Origin of the sequence: Sphingobium sp. Leaf26, assembly GCF_001421665.1 — a bacterium.
Lineage (GTDB): Bacteria > Pseudomonadota > Alphaproteobacteria > Sphingomonadales > Sphingomonadaceae > Sphingobium.
Genome location: NZ_LMKV01000001.1, coordinates 842,559 through 865,275, shown reverse-complemented (window position 1 = coordinate 865,275; position 22,717 = coordinate 842,559). Strand labels below are relative to the sequence as shown.

General features: G+C 60.3%; 20 protein-coding genes and 2 pseudogenes. 11 read left to right on the top strand and 11 right to left on the bottom strand.

The features are described 5' to 3' along the window. Nucleotide 1 precedes the first annotated feature (1 nt). Nucleotides 2-991 carry a P-type DNA transfer ATPase VirB11 gene (gene virB11, locus ASE85_RS04225; protein WP_082462641.1) on the top strand — a complete coding sequence of 330 codons (990 nt, stop codon included), beginning with the start codon at nucleotides 2-4 and terminating at the stop codon, nucleotides 989-991. Nucleotides 992-994: 3 nt separating this feature from the next. On the opposite strand, the gene ASE85_RS04220 is transcribed toward virB11, so the two are convergent. The 3 genes from ASE85_RS04220 to traA all read right to left on the bottom strand — a co-directional run bounded on the left by ASE85_RS04220 (nucleotide 995) and on the right by traA (nucleotide 5,140). Further along, complete coding sequence (locus tag ASE85_RS04220) at nucleotides 995-1,366, bottom strand: TrbC/VirB2 family protein (protein ID WP_268795114.1); 372 nt, start codon at nucleotides 1,364-1,366, stop codon at nucleotides 995-997. A 141-nt stretch (nucleotides 1,367-1,507) separates the two neighbouring features. Next, entirely contained in the window at nucleotides 1,508-2,260 is a 753-nt protein-coding gene (locus tag ASE85_RS04215) for a DUF6118 family protein (RefSeq protein WP_056683850.1), read from the bottom strand. A gap of 18 nt (nucleotides 2,261-2,278) precedes the next feature. Then, on the bottom strand, nucleotides 2,279-5,140 hold the full coding sequence (gene traA / locus ASE85_RS04210; protein WP_082462640.1) for a Ti-type conjugative transfer relaxase TraA: 2,862 nt from the start codon (nucleotides 5,138-5,140) through the stop codon (nucleotides 2,279-2,281). A 173-nt stretch (nucleotides 5,141-5,313) separates the two neighbouring features. Between traA and ASE85_RS04205 the strand changes: the two genes are divergently transcribed. The 4 genes from ASE85_RS04205 (at nucleotide 5,314) to ASE85_RS04190 (ending at nucleotide 7,650) form a co-directional block, all read left to right on the top strand. Further along, nucleotides 5,314-5,619 (top strand): conjugal transfer protein TraD, encoded by a 306-nt coding sequence (locus ASE85_RS04205; protein ID WP_056683847.1) that lies wholly within the window; start codon nucleotides 5,314-5,316, stop codon nucleotides 5,617-5,619. 22 nt (nucleotides 5,620-5,641) lie between these two features. Further along, nucleotides 5,642-5,881, top strand: a complete 240-nt coding sequence (locus ASE85_RS04200; RefSeq protein ID WP_056683843.1) for a conjugal transfer protein TraD — start codon at nucleotides 5,642-5,644, stop codon at nucleotides 5,879-5,881. A gap of 198 nt (nucleotides 5,882-6,079) precedes the next feature. Then, the gene (locus ASE85_RS04195) at nucleotides 6,080-6,436 is read left to right on the top strand and encodes a hypothetical protein (RefSeq protein ID WP_156358185.1); all 357 of its coding nucleotides are present in this window, start codon (nucleotides 6,080-6,082) and stop codon (nucleotides 6,434-6,436) included. Between the two features lie 56 nt (nucleotides 6,437-6,492). Next, nucleotides 6,493-7,650 carry a hypothetical protein gene (locus ASE85_RS04190; protein ID WP_156358184.1) on the top strand — a complete coding sequence of 386 codons (1,158 nt, stop codon included), beginning with the start codon at nucleotides 6,493-6,495 and terminating at the stop codon, nucleotides 7,648-7,650. A gap of 63 nt (nucleotides 7,651-7,713) precedes the next feature. On the opposite strand, the gene ASE85_RS04185 is transcribed toward ASE85_RS04190, so the two are convergent. Next, nucleotides 7,714-7,902 (bottom strand): hypothetical protein, encoded by a 189-nt coding sequence (locus ASE85_RS04185; protein WP_056683832.1) that lies wholly within the window; start codon nucleotides 7,900-7,902, stop codon nucleotides 7,714-7,716. Between the two features lie 328 nt (nucleotides 7,903-8,230). Here ASE85_RS04185 and ASE85_RS04180 point away from each other — a divergent pair, with 328 nt between their 5' ends. Further along, nucleotides 8,231-8,554 (top strand): PilZ domain-containing protein, encoded by a 324-nt coding sequence (locus ASE85_RS04180; protein ID WP_082462639.1) that lies wholly within the window; start codon nucleotides 8,231-8,233, stop codon nucleotides 8,552-8,554. A gap of 1,042 nt (nucleotides 8,555-9,596) precedes the next feature. Here ASE85_RS04180 and ASE85_RS04170 read toward each other — a convergent pair. From ASE85_RS04170 to ASE85_RS24185, 7 genes and pseudogenes are all read right to left on the bottom strand, one after another. Further along, a complete protein-coding gene (locus ASE85_RS04170) occupies nucleotides 9,597-10,175 on the bottom strand; it encodes a sigma factor-like helix-turn-helix DNA-binding protein (protein ID WP_056683821.1) in 579 nt (192 codons plus the stop codon). After that, nucleotides 10,168-11,091, bottom strand: a complete 924-nt coding sequence (locus ASE85_RS04165) for a DNA-binding protein (RefSeq protein WP_056683819.1) — start codon at nucleotides 11,089-11,091, stop codon at nucleotides 10,168-10,170. The genes ASE85_RS04170 and ASE85_RS04165 overlap by 8 nt, the downstream gene beginning before the upstream one ends. After that, entirely contained in the window at nucleotides 11,088-12,296 is a 1,209-nt protein-coding gene (locus ASE85_RS04160; protein ID WP_056683812.1) for a hypothetical protein, read from the bottom strand. Before ASE85_RS04160 ends, ASE85_RS04165 begins: the two co-directional genes overlap by 4 nt. 470 nt (nucleotides 12,297-12,766) lie before the next feature. Continuing rightward, nucleotides 12,767-14,521, bottom strand: coding sequence for a ParB/RepB/Spo0J family partition protein (locus ASE85_RS04155; protein WP_056683809.1), 1,755 nt, complete (start codon nucleotides 14,519-14,521; stop codon nucleotides 12,767-12,769). A 1,704-nt stretch (nucleotides 14,522-16,225) separates the two neighbouring features. Beyond that, nucleotides 16,226-16,489: a hypothetical protein gene (locus tag ASE85_RS22835; protein WP_156358183.1), complete on the bottom strand. Its 264-nt coding sequence runs from the start codon at nucleotides 16,487-16,489 to the stop codon at nucleotides 16,226-16,228. A 299-nt stretch (nucleotides 16,490-16,788) separates the two neighbouring features. Continuing rightward, on the bottom strand, nucleotides 16,789-17,790 hold the full coding sequence (locus ASE85_RS04150) for a sensor histidine kinase (RefSeq protein ID WP_235523201.1): 1,002 nt from the start codon (nucleotides 17,788-17,790) through the stop codon (nucleotides 16,789-16,791). A 128-nt stretch (nucleotides 17,791-17,918) separates the two neighbouring features. Then, nucleotides 17,919-19,848: pseudogene (locus tag ASE85_RS24185) on the bottom strand (PAS domain S-box protein). A gap of 728 nt (nucleotides 19,849-20,576) precedes the next feature. On the opposite strand from ASE85_RS24185, the gene ASE85_RS04140 reads away from it, so the two are divergent. From ASE85_RS04140 to ASE85_RS22200, 5 genes and pseudogenes are all read left to right on the top strand, one after another. Then, nucleotides 20,577-20,816, top strand: coding sequence for a helix-turn-helix transcriptional regulator (locus ASE85_RS04140; protein WP_056683803.1), 240 nt, complete (start codon nucleotides 20,577-20,579; stop codon nucleotides 20,814-20,816). Then, complete coding sequence (locus tag ASE85_RS04135; RefSeq protein WP_056683801.1) at nucleotides 20,803-21,000, top strand: hypothetical protein; 198 nt, start codon at nucleotides 20,803-20,805, stop codon at nucleotides 20,998-21,000. Before ASE85_RS04140 ends, ASE85_RS04135 begins: the two co-directional genes overlap by 14 nt. Before the next feature lie 44 nt (nucleotides 21,001-21,044). Further along, nucleotides 21,045-21,329, top strand: a complete 285-nt coding sequence (locus tag ASE85_RS04130; protein WP_056683798.1) for a toxin-antitoxin system TumE family protein — start codon at nucleotides 21,045-21,047, stop codon at nucleotides 21,327-21,329. Then, nucleotides 21,326-21,667: an HVO_A0114 family putative DNA-binding protein gene (locus tag ASE85_RS04125; protein WP_056683795.1), complete on the top strand. Its 342-nt coding sequence runs from the start codon at nucleotides 21,326-21,328 to the stop codon at nucleotides 21,665-21,667. The genes ASE85_RS04130 and ASE85_RS04125 overlap by 4 nt, the downstream gene beginning before the upstream one ends. Nucleotides 21,668-21,696: 29 nt before the next feature. Next, nucleotides 21,697-22,581: pseudogene (locus tag ASE85_RS22200) on the top strand (recombinase family protein); the annotation flags it as partial. Between the last annotated feature and the right edge of the window lie 136 nt (nucleotides 22,582-22,717).

Here is a 22,717-nt window from a genome sequence, read left to right as displayed (position 1 = left end):
TATGTCGATCGAAGGAGCGTCGGCAGCTACTGGCCTGTCGGACTTTCCATTCCTTGACGCCTATCTGGCTCCGATCTCCGGCGTGCTGGTCCAGCCTGACGTCACCGACATCTATATCAATCATCCCGGCGAAATTTGGATCGAGCGACTGGGCGGCGGCATCGAACGGGAGGAAGTCTCTGCGTTGACCGAGGCAGGGCTTTGGCGGCTCGCGCGGCAGATCGCCAGCGTCTCGCATCAGGGCATCAACCGGGAGCATCCGTTGCTGTCCGCGCGGCTGCCTGACGGATCGCGGGTCCAGATCGTTGCGCCTCCTGCAACACGGGGACCGCTCGCCATGGCGATCCGCCGCCATGTATCGGCGAGCCTCACGCTGGAGGATTATGCCAGGAGTGGTGCGTTCGACGAACCGGAGCCGGAAACGGTAGAGCTGCCAGCTATCGGCGGCGATGATCGTGTATCAATGTTGGCCGACGCTGTCCGGCAGCGAAAAACCATTCTGATCTCAGGGGGCACCTCGACGGGCAAGACCACCTTCCTCAACGCCCTGATCCGCGAGATACCGCGCGAAGAGCGGTTGATCCTGATCGAGGACACGCCGGAATTACAGGTCGATCATCCCAATGCGGTCGGGCTGGTCGCGGTCAAAGGGGAACTGGGTGAGGCCAAGGTCAATGCCGATGATCTGCTCCAGGCATCGCTGCGTATGCGGCCCGATCGTATCATCCTTGGTGAACTCCGGGGCAATGAGGCATATACTTTCCTACGCGCCATCAACACCGGGCATCCCGGCTCCATGACCACCATCCATGCTGACAGTCCGGCTAAGGCGATCGAGCAATTGGCGCTCATCATCTTGCAATCAGGCACCCGCCTCAGCCGTGACGACATCGCCCATTATATCAGGGGCACGGTCGATTTGTTCGTTCAGTTGGAACGGCGTGGCGGAAAGCGATTCATCCGAACGATTGCCGATAAGGACGCGCTGTAGCGGTTACCAGCCGGGCGGTAGCGCCGCACCGGCATAGGGATCATATTGTTGTGGCGCGCGAGGCGGCGGTGGCCTCACTTCCGCTTCCACTGTCGGACTAGAAACATTTGGGGCGGCCGCGTTTACCGGAACCAGAAGGCCCGCTGCAATGACCGGCGCGCCGAAGATCAGGAAGCAGCCCACAATCGTCCGCACGCCGCGCCGCCAGTCCAGTCGTCCTTCGAGCAGCAGGAAACCGACAATCGCGACCGACAATGTGGCCGCGATGGTCGCGAGCGAGCCGAGCATCAAGCCCTCAACCCACTGGATGGGGCCGGACAAGCCCGTTGCGTTCATCGCATCGGCTCCCTCAAGCTGGCTGCAGGGGAGAAAGATAAAAGGGAAGCTGAGCCGATGGCCATTGTTCGCCGTCCTTTCGCCGAGGGCTTCGCTTGTCCATAGCGCTCATCATGTAAGACGGAAACGAAACTGTTTGTCGAGGACAAAGGCCCCATGGGCGGCACTCAGCAATTTCGCTCAGGATGCCGGCGTCCCTATGCTGATGGCGCAGCGCACGGACGCATGGATCTTGGCTGCGGCCTGTTCACACGCTGCGATGGCATCGCGATTAGCCTGTCGCATTTCGGCAGCATCCACGATCGCCTGCCAGCCCTCCGGGTTTGCGGTTCGCATAAGGCGGATACCGGCATCCCACATGGTAGGCTCGCCTAGCGTGCGACGGGCCACCCGTTCCGGCCAGAGCCAGCTTTTCGGGCCGATGCTGGCCGCCCAGTCAGGATAGATCAGCCACAGAAGCGATACGGCCAGTGCCGCGCCGCTGCCGCAATAGAACATGTGCCAACGCTGTTTCTGTTTGGTCCGAATGGCCCCGACCGCGCGGATCTGATCGGCATGGGTTTGATGAAGCAATTCCTGCGATTTCTTGATGTTCGCCTTGTCCATCGCTCGTGCGGCATCCGCCGCTACGTCTATCCGCTCCGCCATGCTCTCCGGCGTCAACCGCATGGCGGGCGCTTCCATGATTATCTTCGTCTGCCCCGCCAACGTCGCCAGATAGCTGTTCATCTTGGCGAGTGTTGGCCCATAGTCGGGGAATTCGAGGCTCTGCTTCTCGATGGCGATATGCTCAAGCGCGCGGGCCATCACAGCCATGCGCCCTTCAAGCCGTTCCTCCATAGTGGCCACGCGCTCCGAGAGGTGAGCGAACGCCTCGGCGGCGGCATTGGGCCGGGGTTCCGATTCGTTCAAAAGGCTCTGTTCGTCGTCCATGTCATGGTCTCCTTTGGGTTAGCGGCTCATGCCGCGACCGATGTCGCGTCCGTGATCGAAGGGAATGGAGGATGCGAGGTCGCGGGAGAGGCTGCGGCCCGCCTGCTGCCCGATCTCAAGCCCAAGCTCGCGACTGCGCAGGCCCAGCACCGATTCAAGCTGGGCATCGCGTTCGAGGCTTTTCGCCATGCCCGCCATCTGTTGCGCGGCACTTTTCGCCCCCCGAAAATTGCCGTCGCGAACAAGGTCGGCATGATGGCGCTGCAATTGCTGCCACCCTTCCACGAACCGATCGGCGCGTTGGAACGGGTCCATGCGGATTTCGGTTTCCAACTGCATCGCCCGCACGGCGGCCTGACCGCGCCCTTCTGCGGCGTCGCGGACAAGCTCCGGGCTGCTGCGGAACGCGCTGTTCAGGTCCGACGAACCTTCGGGCCGGATCGCGTCCAGTGCATCGCGCGCCCGGTCGAACGCCTCGCGCTGGTGGGGCATGGCGTCCATGCCCTGCGCACGAGCCTTCTGGATCGCGTCCAGCGCTTTGGCATAGCGCTCCACCGCGCCGCGCACGCCGCCTGCGCGTAACGGGTGCGCATCATATTCGGGTTGGTGCCGAACGACCCGCTCCTGCGCGGGCGGCTCAGCCTTCGGCTGAAAGCCCGCAAATATGTCGCGTTCCTGCTGTGGCGGGATATTGGGCCGGAAGCTGTCGAAGATGCCGCGCGCCTTCTCGACCATGGGCCTGACGATCTCCGCGACGCGCTCGCCAAAGGTGATGCCACGCCGCTCGGCATATTCCCTTGCTGGGTCGGCTTCCCTGTAATCGGTCGCCATATCCTTGCCACGCTCGCGTGAGAGCGTGCGGACAAGCCGGGACTGATCGCGGAAATCGTCGCGGCCATAATGAAGCGCCATGCCATCACGATGGCGGGACATGGCGACATAAGCCCCGTGGCGATCCATCCCCGGCGTCGCCAGCACATGCGCCCTGTCTACGGTCATGCCCTGCGCCTTGTGGATGGTGGCGGCGTAGCCATGGTCGAGGTCGCGATAATCCTTTGTGTCGAACGCCACGGTACGCCCATCATCGGTGCGGACGGACATATGGCCTTCGTCCACCTTCTCGACGGTGCCCAGCGTCCCGTTCTTCACCTCCAGGCTGCGTTCGTTGCGCAGGAACATGATGCGGTCGCCAGAGGCGAATAGTCGGTCGCCGCGCTCGGTCTTCACCTGGCGCTCGTCGCCTAATTCGCCCGCACTACGCATCGCCGCGCGTGCAGCCTCGTTAAGGTCGCGCACCTCGGCATTGGTGTGGGTCAGGATGATGCGGCTGGCGTCCGGATCGGCTTGCCGTTCGCGATCCCAGCGCTCGACAAGATCGCGCCTCGCATCCTCGCGCGTCTCGGCCTGATGCACCATGTACTTGTCGGCATAGGCGGCAATCGCCTCACCGGTCCTGCCAGTGGCCAGATACCGAGTGGCGTTCTTCTGCCATCCTTCATGCTGACGGCGAACCTGGGTGATCTCGACGCCGCCATGGCGCTCATGGATCGCGCGGAACGCCGCGCCTGCTTCGATCGACTGCAGTTGCTGAGGATCGCCGACAAGAACGACCTTCGCGCCAACGTCGGCGGCATGGGAAAGGACGCGCTCCATCTGGCGCGTACCGACCATGCCCGCCTCGTCGATCACCAGCACGTCGCGGGCAGTCAAAAGATCGCGACCCTGCGCCCAGCCATGTTCCATACTGGCGATGGTGCGCGACGCGATGCCGGAGCCATTCTCCAGCCCCTCGGCGGCGATGCCCGCAAGCGCCGCGCCGCGAACATTCAGCCCCGCACCTTCCCACACGTCGCGCGCGACGCCCAGCATGGCGCTTTTGCCGGTCCCGGCATAACCCAGCACCAGTGACAATCCACGCCCGCCCGTTATATGGCGCAGTGCGGCTTTCTGCTCTGCTCCCAGAGCAAGGCCACTACTCTCGGCGGCGCGGCTGGCGTAGGTCGCCGCCGCCGAGAGAGCATCGCTCCGGTCCATCGCCAGCCGGTCAGCGGCGCGGTTCATCCGCTGCTCGGTCTCGATCATTTCGCGCGACGTGAAACGCTTGTCGTCGCGCCCGTCCTTGCCCAGGGCGATCAGGTCCGGGGAATTACGCACCGCGTGCATGGCGGCGTTGAACTGCTCCTGCCCGTCACTATGCCGGTGGATGAACATCGCCATATCGCGGTTGGTGAAGGTCGCCTGTTGATGGGTGATGGCGTTGAGGGCGATGCTGGGATCAGCGATGATGCGTTCGCCATTCTCCCGCGCGATCTCGCGGTGCATCTCAGCGCGGTCGGCTTCCAGCCCTTGCGCGTCCATCCGGTGCGCAGGACCGCCAATCTTGCTTTGCGGTTCGAGGTCGATGCCCTGATCGGCAAGGCAGCGGCGGTCGATGCGCGCGTCAATGTCGAGTTCGGCAAGGCGGGTGTTGACGTGGGTCTCCCAGCGTTCGCGCCAGCGCTCGACATTTTCATGGTCGTTCCATTCGCGCACCTTTGCCCCGAAGCCAGCAGTGCCGTCCTCACGCTGCACAACCTCGCGCATGGTGAGCATGACATGGGCGTGCGGCTTGGGCTGGCCATCCGCGCCTATGTCCCAATGCACATTGAGGTCAGCAATCATGCCGCGATCGACAAACTCGGCAGATACGAAATCCCGCGCCAAATCGATGCCTTGCGCCTTGGTCATTTCACGCGGAATGGCGAACTCGACCTCGCGGGCAAGTTGGGCGTCCTTGCGCTTCTCGAATGCCTCGACGTCGTTCCACAGGCGCTCGCGGTCGCGCCATTGTTCCGGCGCGCCTTCGGGCAACCTGATTTCGCAGAAGTGGAAGATCGCCATGACGATCGTCCATCTACTATGCTCAAGCGCACGTCGGAACGACGTATAAGCGCGCCCTTCTCGAAAATTTCTCGGACGGGACTAGGCGGTGTCAGACTGTCCCGGCGACTCTACTGCACGGCGGGCGACATCATCTTATCATAGCGCCATCGACACTCAATGGAGACTTTGCGATGCGCAAGCCCCGCGATTTTGATTCGGAACTCAAAGCCCTGGCTGACAAGGCCAAGGCGCTCAAGGAGCGGCGCGTGAGGCAACTTGGCGAGCTGGTGTCGGCGACCGGGGCCGATGCGCTCGACGCCGATATACTGGCCGGGGCGCTGCTTCATGCAGTCACGGTGAAGGATGCCTCGACAAAGGAGGGCTGGCGCAAGGCGGGTGCAGCGTTCTTTCTCGGCAAGGGCAGCCAGCCTGCGGGCGGACCTTCTGGCCAGCAGAGCGGCACTCTCCCGCGCGACGGCGGCGCGGCATCGGCTTGAGGCACGAAAGGCGCGAACCGACATGCGGGACTGGCAGGTCAAGCGGCGGGAAAGAACGCGGCATTTGATCCAACTGGGCGGCCTCGTCATCAAGGCGGGGCTGGTCGATCTGACCCATGATGACCGGGCAACGATCTACGGCGCGTTCCTAACGATTGCCGACCGGTTGCGCGGCGAGGAACGCGTCAACGCGCTTGTCCTCTGGAAGCGCAAGGGCAAGCGTGCGTTCGCGGAGGAAGAGGCCCAGCAAACGCAGAAATAAAATTCTGGAGCAGTTCCCCAACGATTGTGCAACGGCATGAAACCGAACTATTCACACGACATGGCCGTCAGCTTCTCCGAAATATTGGTCCCCATTGCCGCGTCCCTCACTGGGGCGTTGAGTGCAGGATATATAAGCTTCGTTGCTGGGCGCAGTATGCGATTGCACGAATGGCGCCTCGCTCTCATCCGGGAAAGGATGACCGAACGCCGTCAGATCTACGCCAAGTTCATCGGTGAATCTGATCACAATATGTTCGAGTTGTTGGATGGCGGCGCGAAGTCACTGGGCAACATAAAGCCGCTCCTTCGCCTGTTTGGCGAAATCTCCCTGATCTCCTCCGATGCAGTGCGGGATGCCGCCAGGCAGGTGTGCGATGCCGCCTTGCGGGCGAACAGCGCGGAGAATGAGACCAAAGAGCCAGACCATTATTCTGTGAAAAAGGCATTCCTGGATGCCGCACGGCACGAAATAGCGACGCTGGAAGCGGAGACGCAGGGCCGACCGATATGGCGGCGCACATTGAGAATCGGGCGAGCAAAAACCAGCGCTTGACCCGACTTGCATTCGACAGCCGCTCCCCTATTGTTTCCGATAGGCGGAGGCAGCAAATGGCCGTTCGATCGATTAAAACAACAAGGCGTCTGACCGACACTCAACTGGTATCGACACAGTTCCGATATTTTGATCCGGAAAATAGCATTGTGGGACTGAACCCCGGCGTTCCCGATCCAGAAGCACGCCCAACCATCATCGGCTATTATGACGAGACGCCACCGGGTGGGATGAAGGCCAATCCAGAATATCCGTTCGTTCGATGTTGCCATTGCGGCCATCGACGGCATTGGATTGGCCGCGTCATTCATGACGATCGTGGAGAAACCTATATCATCGGTGCGCGCGGATGCGGACGCGACCATTATGGCGTCCGGTACAGCGACGCAGAGAAGGCCTTCAAGCAGGAACAAGAGCGGCGAAATGCGCTGATCCGCTGGGCCAATATGCTCAAACTCGTACCCGTCTATCGAGCGGAACTGGCCCAACTGCTTCAATCACCTGCCTTGGCCGCGCTCGAACTCAAACGGGACGAGATAAAGCGGACCAGCCCAGAGGGATTTCGCAAGCTCGTCCAGATCGCGAACACGGCGCAGCTGATGTTTGAAACCCGCAAACTGCGTGACCATGAGGCCGAGCAGAAAAGACAGGTTAAATTCGAACGGGCAATGATAGCGTACAACGCGTTGCCGATTGTGGAGCGTCGCAGGCGGCGCAATGACGGTCTCAAACCCGAAGCGGATGATACGCCGATCTATAAGCGGACCTTGACGCCTCTGGGTGTTCTGGTGGGCGGAGATTTTCTAACCGAACGAGGAGATGCCCGAAAATTTGCCCTCGAACTGCGCGCAACGCTGGACGAAATCGACCTGCTTCAAAAAGCCGGGACCGATACGGCTGCTACGTCAAACCTAACGCGCTTGTTGCGCGAGATGACTGATCGACCCCGCTCACTGGATGAGGCATTGGGGGACACCAGTTTCACGCCGGTCTTTTTCCAGAAAGAAAACCTGGAACGCATTTCCCGCTGGTCGACCGGGGAGGCTCGCTTCACCTATAGTCGCGAAGGGCTGGATCTGATCGTACAAGACATGTCAAAAGGACAGGCCCGCATCAAGCCGCTCGAAAGCCTCGACTTGCCTCGCCTCGACGGTCTTCAGGCATCCCGCTACATCGACGACGATTTCCTGCCGATGATGGTCGACGCTGCCTAGCCAGCGTGGAGAACGCGCGTGCATATCCAGCCGTTGAGTTCAATCGCCCACGGGGACCGACGGCTATCGGGAGGCACGCTTCTGGGCCTCATTGATCAACGTGCGCCGCTCGGTCTCCTCTGCGTCGCGCGCCATTTGTTCCCAACGTTCAGCAGAATGCTCATGCTGCCGTCGCCGGTTGGGGAGGTCCGCCTTTGAAGCCGCGAGGCGCTCGCTGGCGGCGTTCTGGTGGTAGAAATCGGCGGCGCTCATGTTTCCACCTCCCAAGTTGATGATCCATTACCCGCGGCTGATGGCGAGGCGTCACAGTCCCCTCTCGCCGCTCTGCGCAACATGGTTGATTGCCAATCATAGCCGTTGTCATGCCACAGGTAAAACCAGGGTCGCACCATCGCAATCGACCGCTCCCTGATGGCAGCATCCGTCATGGCAAGCGACTATACGGCAGATAAAGCATCTCTGCCGTATACTGCGGCGCCTCGGTCACATACGAGGCGCGCGCGCTGCCCTGGATCGAGAAGTCATAGTTGTCGGGCAAAGCCTCAATCAATTGGTAAGCCTCCCCCGGTAAAAAGGAGACATGCCTAGCCGGATAAATCGCCGTGTCGCTTCGCGAGAAAGCGTGTTCCTGCGGGGTATGGCGACTGGATTCACCGCCGCCGAGCCGTCGGTGCATCGCGTGCGCAACATATCTGCGGGAGGCGCTTGCATCGATGGCGCTGGACACTTGAAGGTTGGACAGACGCTGTTACTCGACATCGGGCGGCTGGCAGAAATCGCGGCCACGACCGTTTGGGTCAGGGATGAACTGGCGGGATTGCGGTTCGCCAAGGACATCGATCCGCTGGACGCGAAAACGCGAGGCCAGGCCAATCCACCGCGCGGCAAGTTCAGCCAAGGGTGATGCCAATGTGCTGCTCAATCCCCCACGGTGACGTCCTCGGAACCAGCGAAGGTCAAACAGGAACGACGTAGACGAGCAATTCGCCGAGCCTTCCGAACAAGGCGTCGCTTTCTGCTTCCAACGGCTCCTATTCCGACGGAAGGAATGGCACGGTTGTGTAACAATCGCATCGCATAGCGATGAAAGAACACATAGGAGAAGGATGGAAGGTCAGCCGGTGACATCGGCCATTTTGCTATCTTATTGAGGTATGCCTGTGACATCGCCGCTCAACGCTGGACTGCCCTTCGGACAATGGCTCGCCGAGATTGTTGAGGTAAATGGCGACTTACAGGGGCTGATCATGTTTTCCAGGGCCGATCCGCTGTTTCCACGCGATGGCGAACCCGATGTAGTGCGCTCCCGCCTTCGATCGGTCTGGGCCGACCAGGACTTGCTGCCTGCTGTCGATGAAGCAGAGCGATTATGGCGTTCGACGCGTCAGGGCGACAATAGCGGGGTTACTCTGCCCCGCAAACTGCGGAAATAGCGCTAGCCGATCTCTGATAAGAACGCTTCGTTAATCACTTTTTCACGATTATGCGCAAAATTATTAATGCGTCCTTACGGTCCCCACCAGGACGTGCTTCGATCAGACCCCGGCGCTCCCCCTTTATGGCGTCGGGGTCAACCGACGTGGGATTCATGACCGAATAATAGATACCGTCGACAGATATCCGGGGCGCTCACGTTTCAGCCTCGGAAATCTCTGATCCAGACCGAATCAAGCATGGCAACTTCTAGTACGATGCGGACGAACATTGCTTGTGTCTGGCCCTGCGTTCATTCCCGGTCATCCAACATTCATGCACGGCAGCTAGAGGGATGTCCGGCGAGGCCCCACAACTTGAGGACTGCATCCGGTGGGGTCTCGTTCCTTGCGGCGCTGAAGGGAGCGAACGCCCCACGCTGAGGAGTCATCATCCATCGCTGGTAATTCGCGGCATCTCTGGCGGTGTGATGCCTGACGCGCTGCCTCGCCTCGCCTTTTCCGTGATGCCGCTCAGGTCGCCAAACCCCATGCCAACGCCCCTGCGCGCAACCATTGCTCGAACGTCATGGGCTGCCGATCGAGTGCGCGAACCATGTGAAGCATCCTGCGGCGGACGACGAAAGGCAGCGTCCACATGCGTTTGGCTATCCGCTGGTAGTTGAGGCCATCGACGCGGCTGAGAAGAAACGTTTCGAGAACCGGCGCGGGCAGCGTCTGGAGAAAGGCGATGTTGACGATCAGGTCGTCATCGTGCTCGCTGGCCCAGGCCAGCGGTTCGCTATGGCCCAAAGCGCGCAAGCGCTCCTGGCACGAGGCGCGATAACGGCGGCGCAGGTCGCTTTCGGCAGGCGCGATGTCCGCATCTCTCCAACGCCTGGGCATGTCGCCATCCAGGATCGCAGCGATCATGCCCAGCGCTTCAGCCACACATGCCTGAACTGCGCTGTCGCTGATGGACAAGCGGCAAGCGATTTCGACGTAAGAGAGGGCGTCCACGCGGTGCATCATGAATATCACGCGCGTCACGACCGGGAGTCGCGCCATGGCGGCGTCATAGGCCGCGCGCAATTGCGGGGACGGCTCAGCCATGCGCAGTCTCCCCAATGGCGGAAACTCCTGCATCCAGCCGTGCGTTACATTTGGTTTCCACCAGATGGTTCAGGGTCGCGGCACGCTCCATCGCCCATGCCAGTTCCTCCGAGCTGATGCGGAAGTTCCGGCCGTAACGGACCTCGACATAAGCGCGGCGGATGCAGCCGAAGACACGGCGCTCGAACAGAGTGTCGCGCGGCCATGCCTTGGCAAGTTCGATATCCAGTTCTTCGGCCACTTCGCGCAATTCGTCGAGCGCGTGGGTGCGTAGCCCGTGCAGGGTGAGCGTCCATGCTACACACTGATAGAGATGCTCGCAGGCCTGATGCAGCAGCAGCGCTGCCATCGGCATATTTTTACGTCTTTGATAGAAGGCTGCACCCAACAGGAAATCCGTCGCACGACCATGCCAACGGGCAAACTCCGCTTTCCCACGTTCATGATGACGGGCGGCAGGCAATGTGCGCGGCGACTCCAGCCGGGCGCTGCTCGCCTCGTAAAGCGCGATCCCCTCGGTTGCGATGGTGACGAACCACGGCACGCCATGAACGAGCGCGTTGTTCACATGGCTCAGGCTGTGTACGCTGAGCCGCACCGGATGCGTGATCTCACCCAGTTCCCACGCCCGGCGGAGCCGATCCCGCACCGCTGTCCAGTCGTCGCGGCGGGCGGCGAGCTTGATGTGGTTGACGATCGCGAGCAACCGGATCGGCATGGCGGGAGGCATCGATGCCCAATTCTGGGCCGCATGATGACCATAAAGGATCAGCTTGACGATATAGCCTGACTTGTAGCGTTCGGCGCGCCTGCCCGCGAGCATGGCGTCGAACCCCTCGAACAGCAGCGCGGCAATTCGGCGGACCTCCTGCTGCATAGCAAAAGGGAGATGGTCGAGGTTGGTGCGCAGCATCATGCGTCCTCCCCCGGCAGGCCGGTATAGCCGGTGATCCGTCCCACGGCGTCGAGCAATGTCGCGACCGTCTCCACCATCTCGGCGGGCGGCATGACGGCAAGCACGGCGCGCGCCTGATCGGGCGTTCGTCCACCACGGTGGTAGCGCGACAGCGGCGGGATCAGCCGCGCCAGTTCCGGCGAGGGCGGCGACAGTCCGTTTGCCTGTGCCTGTTCCAGCCCCCGCTCAAGATCGAGGCCGATATGCTGGCGGTTCCACTCGTCGGAACAACCTGCGCGAAGCAGGAGCGTCTTTAGCGCAAACTCGCTCGCGTAGGCCGCCTCGCGCACGACCAGCGACGGACGATCGCGCGCATGCCCTTCCACCATCAGCCCTACGAAATCCACCGCGCGGCGATAAAATGTCACGGCCAGGATACGGTCGAAGTCGCCGGGACGGTGATAGAGGTCGAGATTATGGCGGGGATGCTGGCCAAGGCCGGGACGAAGGGACTGGGGCTGTGCATCGTCGCCAAGGCGGGCCAGCAATGCGCCGAACGCCTCCGACAGGTGCATTTCGGCTTTGGCGGCGCTGGCGTCCAGTTTGCGCGCGATCCGGGCGAGGTCGAAACCACGGCGGCGGTATTGGGCGAACGCCGTGCGCTGCGGCTCGTCCAGCGCGTCGGCCGCCGCCGTGATCCGGTCATGGATCGTTTGGCGTTCGGCACTTCTTGGCGAGTCCATCGCCCGGTCGAAGAGAATGATCCCACCCTCATAGCGCTTGGCCAGCCAGGGATTGGTAAGATGGAAGCGTTCGGCCTCGTCGATGGTGAAGATAGAAAGATCGACGGCTATTGCCCGACCCAGTTCCGATTTAAGCACGGCCTGGGCGCGGGCCCAATAGCGCTCCAGTCCCTTATAGGCCTCATGATCGACAAAGCCCCAGATGTCGAAGACGAGCGGTTCGTGTCCCCATTTCACCGGCTTGCCCGTGTCGGCATGGTCGCCTACCAGCATCAGCCAGTGGAGCGTCCCGCGCCTCGGCGCGCTGCTGCGGCGATCGACGAAGTAGGCGCGCAATATCCGCACCGCGCGTTCCAACGCCGTTCGGCCAAAACTGTCCAAGTGCAGCACCCGCGCCGAAACACGCTTGCGCATTTCATTGTGATCGAGAGTCGCGCGCCGTTGGTCCACACCATGGGCAAGCGCATCATGGTTGTCGTCCATAAGACCTCCACTCCGCATCCATGGCGGATGAGGCGGAAGCGACGGGGTGGATGCGGCAATGGTCCCGAAACTCCCGCGCGTTACACGCGGGAGCCACCGGGGCTGGTAACATGATCCGAAGACATGCGCCGCCGTTTTTAGCCCGAAAGCCTGGACATATACGACGGCACCCCGAAAACGATAAGTTTTCGGAGGCTGTGATTTCGGATCGGGATTACCAGTCCCGGCGCTGCCCTTTGCGCAACGCATGAGCAACTTATCAGGAAATCGCTACGACGCAAAGAGTGGGTAAGGTGTGGTAGATTGAAGCCAACCGTCAGAGGAATATGATTCTTTTGATCCCAACAAAGAGCAAACTGCCCCGGCCAAGCCGGGGCGGTTTGCCAAATTGGGATTGATCGTGTCCGTCCCTGTCCCGCTCTTGCGAACGCAAGGAACCGGAGGCGAAACCGCCTCCGGGTCGGGCAAAGTCAGGCGGCTTGCACCATGGGCCGTGCCTGCTCTTCGTCTGCGGGTTTGGCGGTATCGAACAGTGGAGCGATCTCGTTCCACCGCTCGACGCTGCCGACGCCGCCCCGATCGGTATAGGTGGATGGCGCAAAGGCCATCCAGCGCGGCACCCAGCCGTCAACCTTCCTGCGTCCGTCTGTTCCTGCAAGACAATCGCGCACGATCTGCCGCTGTACCTTGACGCTTTCCCCGGCATTGGCCGTGGCGACGGCATCGCCTGCGACCTCCGCGACAATCCGGCCGATCACCTCTCGGTCGCGGATGCTGTCGAGCAAGGCATCGTCGGCCTGCCAGACGGCGGGTAGATCGACATTGAGCAATGCGCCCAGCAACTCGATCATCGCGCTTCCCGCCGTCAGCGTCTCGCCCATCACCACGGAGAGGACGGACAGCACCGCCTCATCGGACAAGTCCAGCAGATGGACGAATAATCCCGGCAGGCCATCCTCACCAGCATAGCCACCCGTTATGGTCGGTGCCTCGGGATCGAAACCCAGCAGGGTCAGGACTTCACGGCGCTTGCCGTCAAAGATCGCTTCCGAAGCACAGGCCTCCACGCTTTCGGCGATGGCTTCGTTGTTGGCGCGCTGCTTCTCCACGTCCACCCGCCACAGCGGCGAACCGACGATGGCATGGGCCACCATCAGGCGTAGCGCCATGGCAGGCTTTGAGAGCACGGACGCGCGCACAGCGGCATGGCGGTGCAAATCGACATAGTTCTTGATCGGCGCGCTGACCTCCGGGCGCACCGGCTTGGTTCCGGCATCGCCTTTCTCGCGCTTGCGGGCTTCTTTGGTGGTCAGATACCCCTCATGGAAGCTGACCTCGCCGCGATGGCTGATGGCGACATAGACGCGCCCACCTTTTTTCTTGAGGCAGCGCTCATGCTCCCATGTATGGAAATACTTGCCCCGCTCCATGATGACGACCTGCGGCCATCCCGCCTCACGATAGGCTGCTGCTCGTTCCTCGACTGCCGCCATCTGCGCCGTCCAGAAGTCGGAGGGGCAAGCGAAATAGCTGTCATCGCCGAACAGGTCGGAGACGATCTCGCCGGAATAGGTGGCAAGGTCGAACAGCGCGACCTTGGTGGAAATGGCCGCACCACCCATCAGCCATGATTTGAGATTCTGACCCATGGGGGCGTGATCGTCCTCACTGTCGAGCAATGCCAGCCAATCCTGCTGTTGCGCCTTGGTAGCCAGCGTCAGATGTCGGACGGTGACAGCATCGATCCTGTCAGACCGATAGAGATTGCGGATGCGGGGCATGAGATTGCCCAGCGCGAGGGTGCGCTTCACTTGTAATGTGGTGAGGCCAAAGGTCAGGGAAATGTCCTCCACGCTCCGCCCCTCGCGGACAAGCCGGGTGAAGGTCTCGTGGCGAGTCATCTCATCGGGGTCCAGACGCGCGATGTTCTCGATGAGCGATGCTTCCAGCGCCGCCGCGTCATCGCCTGCTTCCATGACGGCGCATGGTAGCGGGTCGATGTTCCCGCTTTCCTCCGCAACTGCCAGCGCGGCATGATAGCGACGCTTGCCTGCTACGATCTCATAGCTGTCTGGTGAGCCATTCTTCCGCACGATCAACGGCACGAGGACGCCCCGCGCGCGAACGGAGGGCAGGATATTGGCGAGGTCTGGAGCCTTCTTCACGCCGCGCATGTTGGCGGGCGATATCGAGAGGCAGGCGATGTCGATATGCTTGAGTTCCACTGTCTTTCTCCTCTTGCAACACACCGGCCCCGGAATGCGGGGTGGGCGGCAAGAGCGACCGGAAGGCGCGTCGGCAGAGGCGGGCTGCACCTGCAAGGCTGAAACGAAGAGGAAGACCCGGCACCGCCGGGTTGCGGGCTCGCCGCGACGGGCCTAGAGGTAGCGACGCCCACACCGCTTGCCGGAGCCGGTTAACGCCATCGCGCCCGGCGCGATGTCTGCATGGGGATTAGCCTGGCAATCCCCCGCGTCATGCGATCGTGACGCCGAAGGCGACGAGACGGCGCGCAGAGGTGGCTCGGTGGAGCGAAGCGGAATAGAGCGCGACCCGTGCGGAATGCGCGGGGACGCCCCCTGGCTCATGACTAATTTTATCCCGCTCTTCGCCATACAATAAATCGTTTGTCAGCCTAAGTGCCGATCGCAATTCTCTAAGTTGCCATCGGCGCGTAGGAATTCGAGGAAGCGCCATCTAATCGACGGCGGGATTCCTGACGCCGCACCGGTTTTGTTAGGGGGTAGGACTTTCCCCGCAGTCGGCGTCAAAGGACGAAGTTTCGTTTAGCTGATACTCTGGGAGGGAAGCATCCGGGCGGTATACCCGATCAAAAAGCTGCTTGTTGTCAGGCGGTAGCACATCCGTTCTTCGAGTATCAAATCCGCCCACCATGGACGATATCAAGGGTGACGGCCCCAATTATCGCGCGGTGCTGAGCAAATATTCAATCTACGAGGGCGCATGAAACCTCGCCGTTTCTGCTAAAGGTAAGCTTACTCCTGTCACTTCGTCGCCGGAGAGAGGCAGGGCATTTTCGTGTTGGCTTCGTCGTATTTGCCGCGGTCGCGTTATTGAGCTAATCGTCTGATTGACCCTGGCGCTGCCGCCTGCTGCCCCCACGCATTTGGACGTCATGTCAGGGTCACCATCGCCCAGGACAACAGCCAGACCACCCGTCGCGCGACGGCGGAAGTCGCAGTTGCCGCAACGACAACATTCCTTTGCAAAGAGCGATGTTGCTATTTAATTGGCTGTCGATCTTGGCGAGTCGGTGCGCGACCCTTCTGACTTGTCGGGATCACCTCTTGCCGCTTTCACCAGCGTCCGCCCATGCCGCTGACGTCTTCGAACGCGACCAGCTACACTCGTGGACCTCAGTCGCCTTTGTCGCTTACCTAGTGAAACCATAATCATGGCCGCAAGTTTGAGAAAGCCATGATTAATCGAAAAGCAGAGTATCACAGGCTGTTACAGCTCGCGGCAGAGGAAGAGGCTGCCGCTGCCCGCGCCCATTATAACGATCCACTCCAGATCGACACCCATCGTGCACGCGCGAGAAATTTCCGAGATGCGGCTGGGCGGTTTGCGTTCAAGCCCCGTAAGACGAATCAAAAATAGATTCGAGTACGTAACGACATTGCAAACCGATCACGCGCGTCCCAAAATGCCTCTACTTGAGCCTTAAGGATGCCGCGTGCCAGGATCGGAATTCTATTATTGCTCGCAGAGGTGCAGGAAGCAATCGCTGATGGCAAAGCAATCCCAGTCGCCAGCAGCCACCGAAATATATCAGATTTTGGTCGAGGCTTACGCCGAACGAGCAGCGCGGGCGATGGACCAGCTAATGCATCCCACAGACGAACTTGCGTAGCATCCCAAGGGGGCAAGCCAGAAATGTGCCAATAGCAGGAGGCACGCAAGACGGGCTAGGACCAATTTTGTGCCGGCCTAACAAACAGCAGAGCTGATCGTCTATCTGTCCGCGAACTGATGATGCCTTCAGCTTTCAGGTCTCGCAGGATCACCGTCACCGGATCATTCACTGGAGCAACGCACTGTCCGGAAAACACTATGCCGTAAGCATTCGCCTTGTGGATCGTCACGGGAGCGACCACCGGCCCGACTTTGAGTTCCGCAGTCAGCGGTGCATGGCATTTTCGAAATATGCCTAAAATCGCCGCAGCGTCCATAACCGTTGCCATCCTTACGCAAAGGTAATGATAATCAATCGCGACCTGTTAACGGGGTATATATGAGAATGGTTAACGATTTAAGAGTGTAGCGGTTTGACGTGTTAAATTTAGATAATTTAGGCGGAAACGAGCCCGGCCCCTCTGTAGATGCGACCATCATTCTCGTGCCAGTGATCCTAAGAACGAATACCGCGATATATGTGATATCCGCATGGGGGCGGCAAAGCTAATCCCGCGTCCTGCGATCGTCTCCCGAGCGAACGCGACGGTCCGCGGCACCAGTGCGGTGAACGATTTCAAGACGTAAGGCGTGTTCGTTTCATCCGAAGAGACACGATCAGGCCGCCTTCGTCCCAGTCATAGCTGATGGCGCCGCCAAGCTGGCCCGTTACGCTGCGCTGCACCAGCTTGCTTCCAAAGCCACCCAGTCCGTTAGGCTTTTTCACCTGCGGTCCTCCTCGTTCTAGCCAGGTCAGCACGACATCGTCACTCTCGGACGTGCTGGTAATGTCCAGCGTTCCTGCTTGTGCAGATAGCGCGCCATATTTCATCGAATTGGTCGCCAATTCGTGGATGACGAGCGCCAAGGCGGTTGCAGACGACTGTCCGACACCCATTCGCTCCACGGCGACGCGGATTCTTCCCTTGAATGCCCCAAGGTCGTCATAGGGGGACAGCAACACGGAAAGAAGGTCACCCAGCAGCGCCGCGTCCCCCTGGCCGTTGGGCAGTGGCCGGACGAGATCATGCGCCCGGCCCAGCGCAGAAAGGCGCTCGGTCAGTTCGATCGCCATATCCTCCACCGTCGCTGCTGAACGTGAAGAGATGGCAGTCAGTCCCGAGGCAATGGAGAGAAGGTTTTTGACGCGGTGGCTCATCTCTCCCGCCAACAGTTCATTGCCTTCTTCCGCTTGCTTTCGTCCTGTCACGTCAAGGAAAATGCCGAACATGGTCCGCCCAACGATCCCAACGTCTTCCCCCTGTCCGCGGGTAGCGATCCAACGAACCTCATCCTCGATCAGGATGCGAAAATCGGTTTCATAGGGGCCAAGGATGGCGCGCGTCGCCGTGAAGGCAGCGCGCACCCGGTCTCGGTCAGCGGGGTGGATATGCGCTGAAAGCTGCTCGAATGTGACTTTCCCGGACCACTTGAGGCCCCAGAGCTCGAAGCCCTGTTCATCCATCGTGAATTCATCGGTATCGACATTCCAAGCCCACAAGGCGACACCCGCGGCGTTTATGGCAACGCGTAAATGCTCTGGTTTCCAGTCATGTGGCTTGGGCATCTCTGGGGTCACAGGCCTGCATCCTTAGATATAAATGACCTGTACCCTACTCAGTCGAACCCTTGGCGGCAACCGCAGGAACCCAGGAACCAATCGTAATCGCGACGGATACGATGGCTAATGCGGCACCTCTTTTCGTTTCAATCACTCATGATGTCCCTGATGCGACCGGCCAGAAGAATATCCATCGGGAACGGCTTTGAAAGGACGTACATACCCTTGTCCAGCCCACCGCTAACGACCGCGTTCTCAGCATAGCCAGTGATGAATAGCACCATCAAGTCAGGTCGGCTGACCCGCGCCGCATCGGCAACTTGTCGCCCGTTCATACCGGCGGGCAGGCCCACGTCGGTGACAAGCAAATCTATCCTTGCATCAGAATTGAGAACACGAAGTCCCGTCGGTCCGTCAGGCGCCTCTAATACGGTATAGCCCGCCTCTGTCAGCAATTCAGTGTAAGCATGCGGATCGTGGGCTCATCGTCGATCACGAGGATCACTTTCCCGTCACTCGCTTGTTCAACCGGCACATGAAAGGTAGCCTCGGTATCGTCTACGCTGTCAACAGCCTGACGCGGCAGATAAATGCACATCGTAGTGCCGTGGCCTACTTCGGAATAGATTCTGATCTGTCCACCTGACTGTCGGGCAAAGCCATAAACCATCGACAGGCCAAGCCCGGTTCCGTCACCCAGGGGCTTGGTGGTGAAAAAGGGCTCGAACGCGCGTGTAATAACCTCAGGTGTCATGCCTGTCCCGGTGTCGGTGACGCAAACCGAAACATATTGCCCAACGGGCAAATCCTGTTTCCGAGCCGCACGATCGTCCAGCCAACGATTTGCGGTTTCGATCGTGAGTTTGCCTCCGTTGGGCATCGCGTCACGCGCATTGATGCACAAATTTAGGACGGCATTTTCGAGCTGATGGGGGTCGATGAAAGTTGGCCAAAGACCGCTTGCACCTACCACATCAAGCGCGATGCCAGGGCCGATAGTTTGGCGGATCAGGTCTTCGAGTCCGGCTAGCAGGCGATTAACATTGGTTGTTCTTGGATCGAGCGTCTGTCTTCTAGAAAAGGCCAGCAGACGCTGGGTCAGTGTTGCGGCACGTTTGACGGCGCCTTGCGCCGCCAAGACATAACGCTCGATTTCGGCCGTACGACCTTGCGCCATCCGCACCTGCATCATTTCCAGACTACCGCCGATGCCGGTCAGAAGGTTGTTGAAATCGTGGGCAAGACCTCCGGTCAGTTGACCCACCGCCTCCATCTTCTGGGACTGGCGCAATTGTTCCTCGATCGCACGCTTCTCCGTGAGATCGCGTGTAATCTTGGCATAGCCCAGGAGCGCATTCTCGTCATTCCGGATCGGATCGATAATGACGCTTGCCCAGAAACGAGAGCCGTCCTTCCGCACGCGCCACCCTTCTGCCTCGAAGCGGCCTTCACGCTCCGCCGTTTGCAATGCCAGAACTGGGATTCCCGCCGCCCGGTCCTCTAACGTGTAAAAATTAGAGAAATGCTGCCCGATGATTTCATTGGACGTGTAACCCTTGAACCGCTCGGCTCCTGCATTCCAGCTACTGACATGACCGTCGCGGTCCAGCATATAGATGGCATAGTCAGTCACACTCTGCACAAGCAGCCGGAAGCGTTCCTCGCTCGCGCGCAACTCCTCTTCAGCGACACGGCGTTCGGTCAGGTCACGCGTCACTTTGGCAAAGCCGACCACCGTTCCGGTTGGATTGCGGATCGGATCAATGACGACGCTTGCCCAGAAACGACTTCCATCCTTGCGAACGCGCCAGCCTTCCGCTTCGAACCGGCCGTCCCGCTCGGCGGTTTCGAGTGCTATCCGGGGGATTCCCGCGTCTGATCCTCTTGCGTATAAAACCTGGAAAAATGCTCACCGATAATCTCATCGTGCTCGTAACCCTTGAAGCGGCGTGCGCCGGGATTCCAGCTGGCAACCCGTCCTTGGGCGTCCAACATGTATATCGCGTAGTCGGTTACACTCTGAACCAGCAGCTCGAATTTGCTACTCGTGCCCAGTGAATGTTCTGATCTGTCCATCGCGCGTTTGCCCGTCCTTTGCGGATCAAACTTCGGCCACAAGTGAGCGTTCCGTTAGATAGGGCGGTGCAGGCGAATTAATCAACGTTGCAAGCGACTTTGGGCATCGCTTTTTCGGCAAACGATACGGAAAGCCGGTGCCCACGCCTGCTTTTCCGCGCGTTGGTAGTGGCCTGCTCTCGCGTCTGTCACAGTCCTAAAGTTCGCATAATCCTGAAGGCGCGACTGCATGGATGCGCGAGAGCGGCCATCTTACTTCAACTCCCGAAGAATTACGGGAGCATAGCAAGTCTTCGTCGCCGGTGACGCGATCGCATGCAGCTAATGAAAAAGGCGACACGCAAGGATAATGAGCGAGACGGCACCACTGGGAGCTGCCCTTGCAGGATGGGATCGTTTGAGGCAGATTGATTCGCGACGGGCAGGCCATCGCAAGGGACGATGGATATGCCAAATACATCATAGCTCAGACGATCTGCGGGGACCGGCTAGCGTAAAAAGCGTGGCAATCAGGCAACAGCGATTGAGAAAACGCGCGTGGGCAATGAGGCGGGCAAGTTCCCGCTAATTCTCTCTACGTCCGCCAATGTCCCTCACCGTCCCTCTACAGCCCTACGACATGTATCTGGGTGGCCTGACAGGCTGCGCCAGGCGTCTTGTCTTACGCGGAAAGTCCGCCAATGCTGGCTGTAGGGGGCTTTGGTAACGCATAACTTGAAAGCTCTTTTATGCCGAACACCGATCGTATCATTCGCCTCAAAACCGTTCTCGACCGCACCGGCCTTTCCCGGTCCACTATCTACCGCAAGATCGCGGAAGGGACGTTCCCCCGACAAGTGCCCATCAGCATCCATGGTGCTGGCTGGCACGAGTCGGCCGTCAATCGCTGGGTCGCCGATCCCGCCGCTTACCGGCCGGACAACGACAATCCTCCATCGCTTGGGAAATCTGGCCATGGAGAAGGGTGACAACGCCGCGCCGCCCAATCGGCTGACCGCCGCCAACGATAACGGGACGGGCACTGAGCCGCCCAGCGTGGACATTGACACGGCGCTGATCCGCATCGCGGAGGCCATCGGCCGCCATATTGCGCGCCAGCATATTCGCGCGTGCAGGGCAGCCAATGACAATGAGCCGAAAGGAACAGAATGATGGAGTCATTGACATCGACGCCATTCGATGGCATATAGTCCATCATGAAGGCGGAACCGTTGCTCAACGAACGTCACCAGCTTGATGCGAAGTCCTTTGTGGAGCTTCGTATCTGGCGGGTGCGGCAGCCGGTGAAGGGATCGATGCACGATCTCAAATATGCTCTCGCCTATATTGTCGATAGTATCTGCGTGCTGCGCTACGACAATGAGGCCGGCAAGAGCGATCAACGGCATATCGGCGAGAGCGAAACGGCCTATGCCTTCACGACGCCCGCCGCATTGCTGGCGGACTTCTGGAAGGACGTGGACCAATGGAGGCAAAAATGAACATCGTAACGCTCTCCGTCGCCAGCCGCGACGATGTGACGCGCCGTGCGCTTGCCGCTTTCGGGGGCGAGGCCCAGGGCGCGCATCATAGCTTCGCCAGTCCCGATCTGTTGTGGCAGACTCTCACCCGCAAGCGCTGGGATTTGATCCAGGCGATGACCGGGCAAGGCGTCATGTCGATCCGTGAGGCTGCGCGGCGCGTGGGCCGGGACATGAAGGCGGTGCATGGCGACGTGCAGGCACTCATCGGCGCTGGTGTAATCCATAAGGAAGGGCGCGGCATCGTCTTTCCCTATGACGGCGTCCATGTCGATTTCATGCTGACTAAGGCTGCCTGACGGCGGAACGGATCGCAGGAGTTTTTCTCATGACCCGCATTGCCCTTTATGCCCGTTACTCCTCGGACCAGCAGAGCGCCGCATCGATCGAGGATCAGCTTCGCATCTGCCGCGAGCGCGCCGAGCGTGAGGGCTGGTATGTCGTCCACAGCTATCAGGATGCCGCGATCTCGGGTGCGAGCATGATCCTGCGTCCGGGCATTCAATCGCTACTCCAGGACGCGCAGGCGGGTAAGTTCGACATCGTTATTGCCGAAGCGCTCGACCGTGTGTCGCGCGACCAGGCAGACGTGGCGACGCTCTACAAGCATCTTCAGTTTGCGCGCGTGCCGCTGGTGACGCTGGCAGAAGGCGAGATCAGCGAACTCCACGTCGGCCTCAAGGGCACGATGAACGCGCTGTTCCTCAAGGACCTGGCGAAGAAGACCCATCGCGGGCAGCGCGGGCGCGTCGAGAAGGGATTTTCGGCGGGGCCGGTGGGGTATGGATACCGCAATGTTCGGCGGCTTTCGAGCGAAGGCGAACTGGTGCGCGGCGAATGCAAAATCGAGCCGCTCGAAGCGTCGGTGGTGAACCGCATCTTCCGCGAGTTCGCTGCTGGCAAGAGTCCCCGCGCTATCGCCCGTGATCTCAACGCGGAGGGCGTCGCCGGCCCCGCCGGCCGCGCGTGGAGCGACACGACCATGATCGGCAAGCGGTGCCAGGGCGTGGGTATTCTCAACAACGAACTCTACGCTGGCTTGCGGGTCTGGAACCACAAACATTATCTCAAGGATCCGCGCACCGGCCGCAGAATCAGCCGGACCAATCCCGAATCCGAATGGATCCGGGTTGAAATGCCGCAACTGCGCATCGTCAGTGACGATCTGTGGCAGGCGGTCAAGGACAGGCAGGATGCCTTGGCTGTCCGGTATNTCCGAATGGATCCGGGTTGAAATGCCGCAACTGCGCATCGTCAGTGACGATCTGTGGCAGGCGGTCAAGGACAGGCAGGATGCCTTGGCTGTCCGGTATAAATCGACGATCGACGGCGTCCATGCCACACAGGCC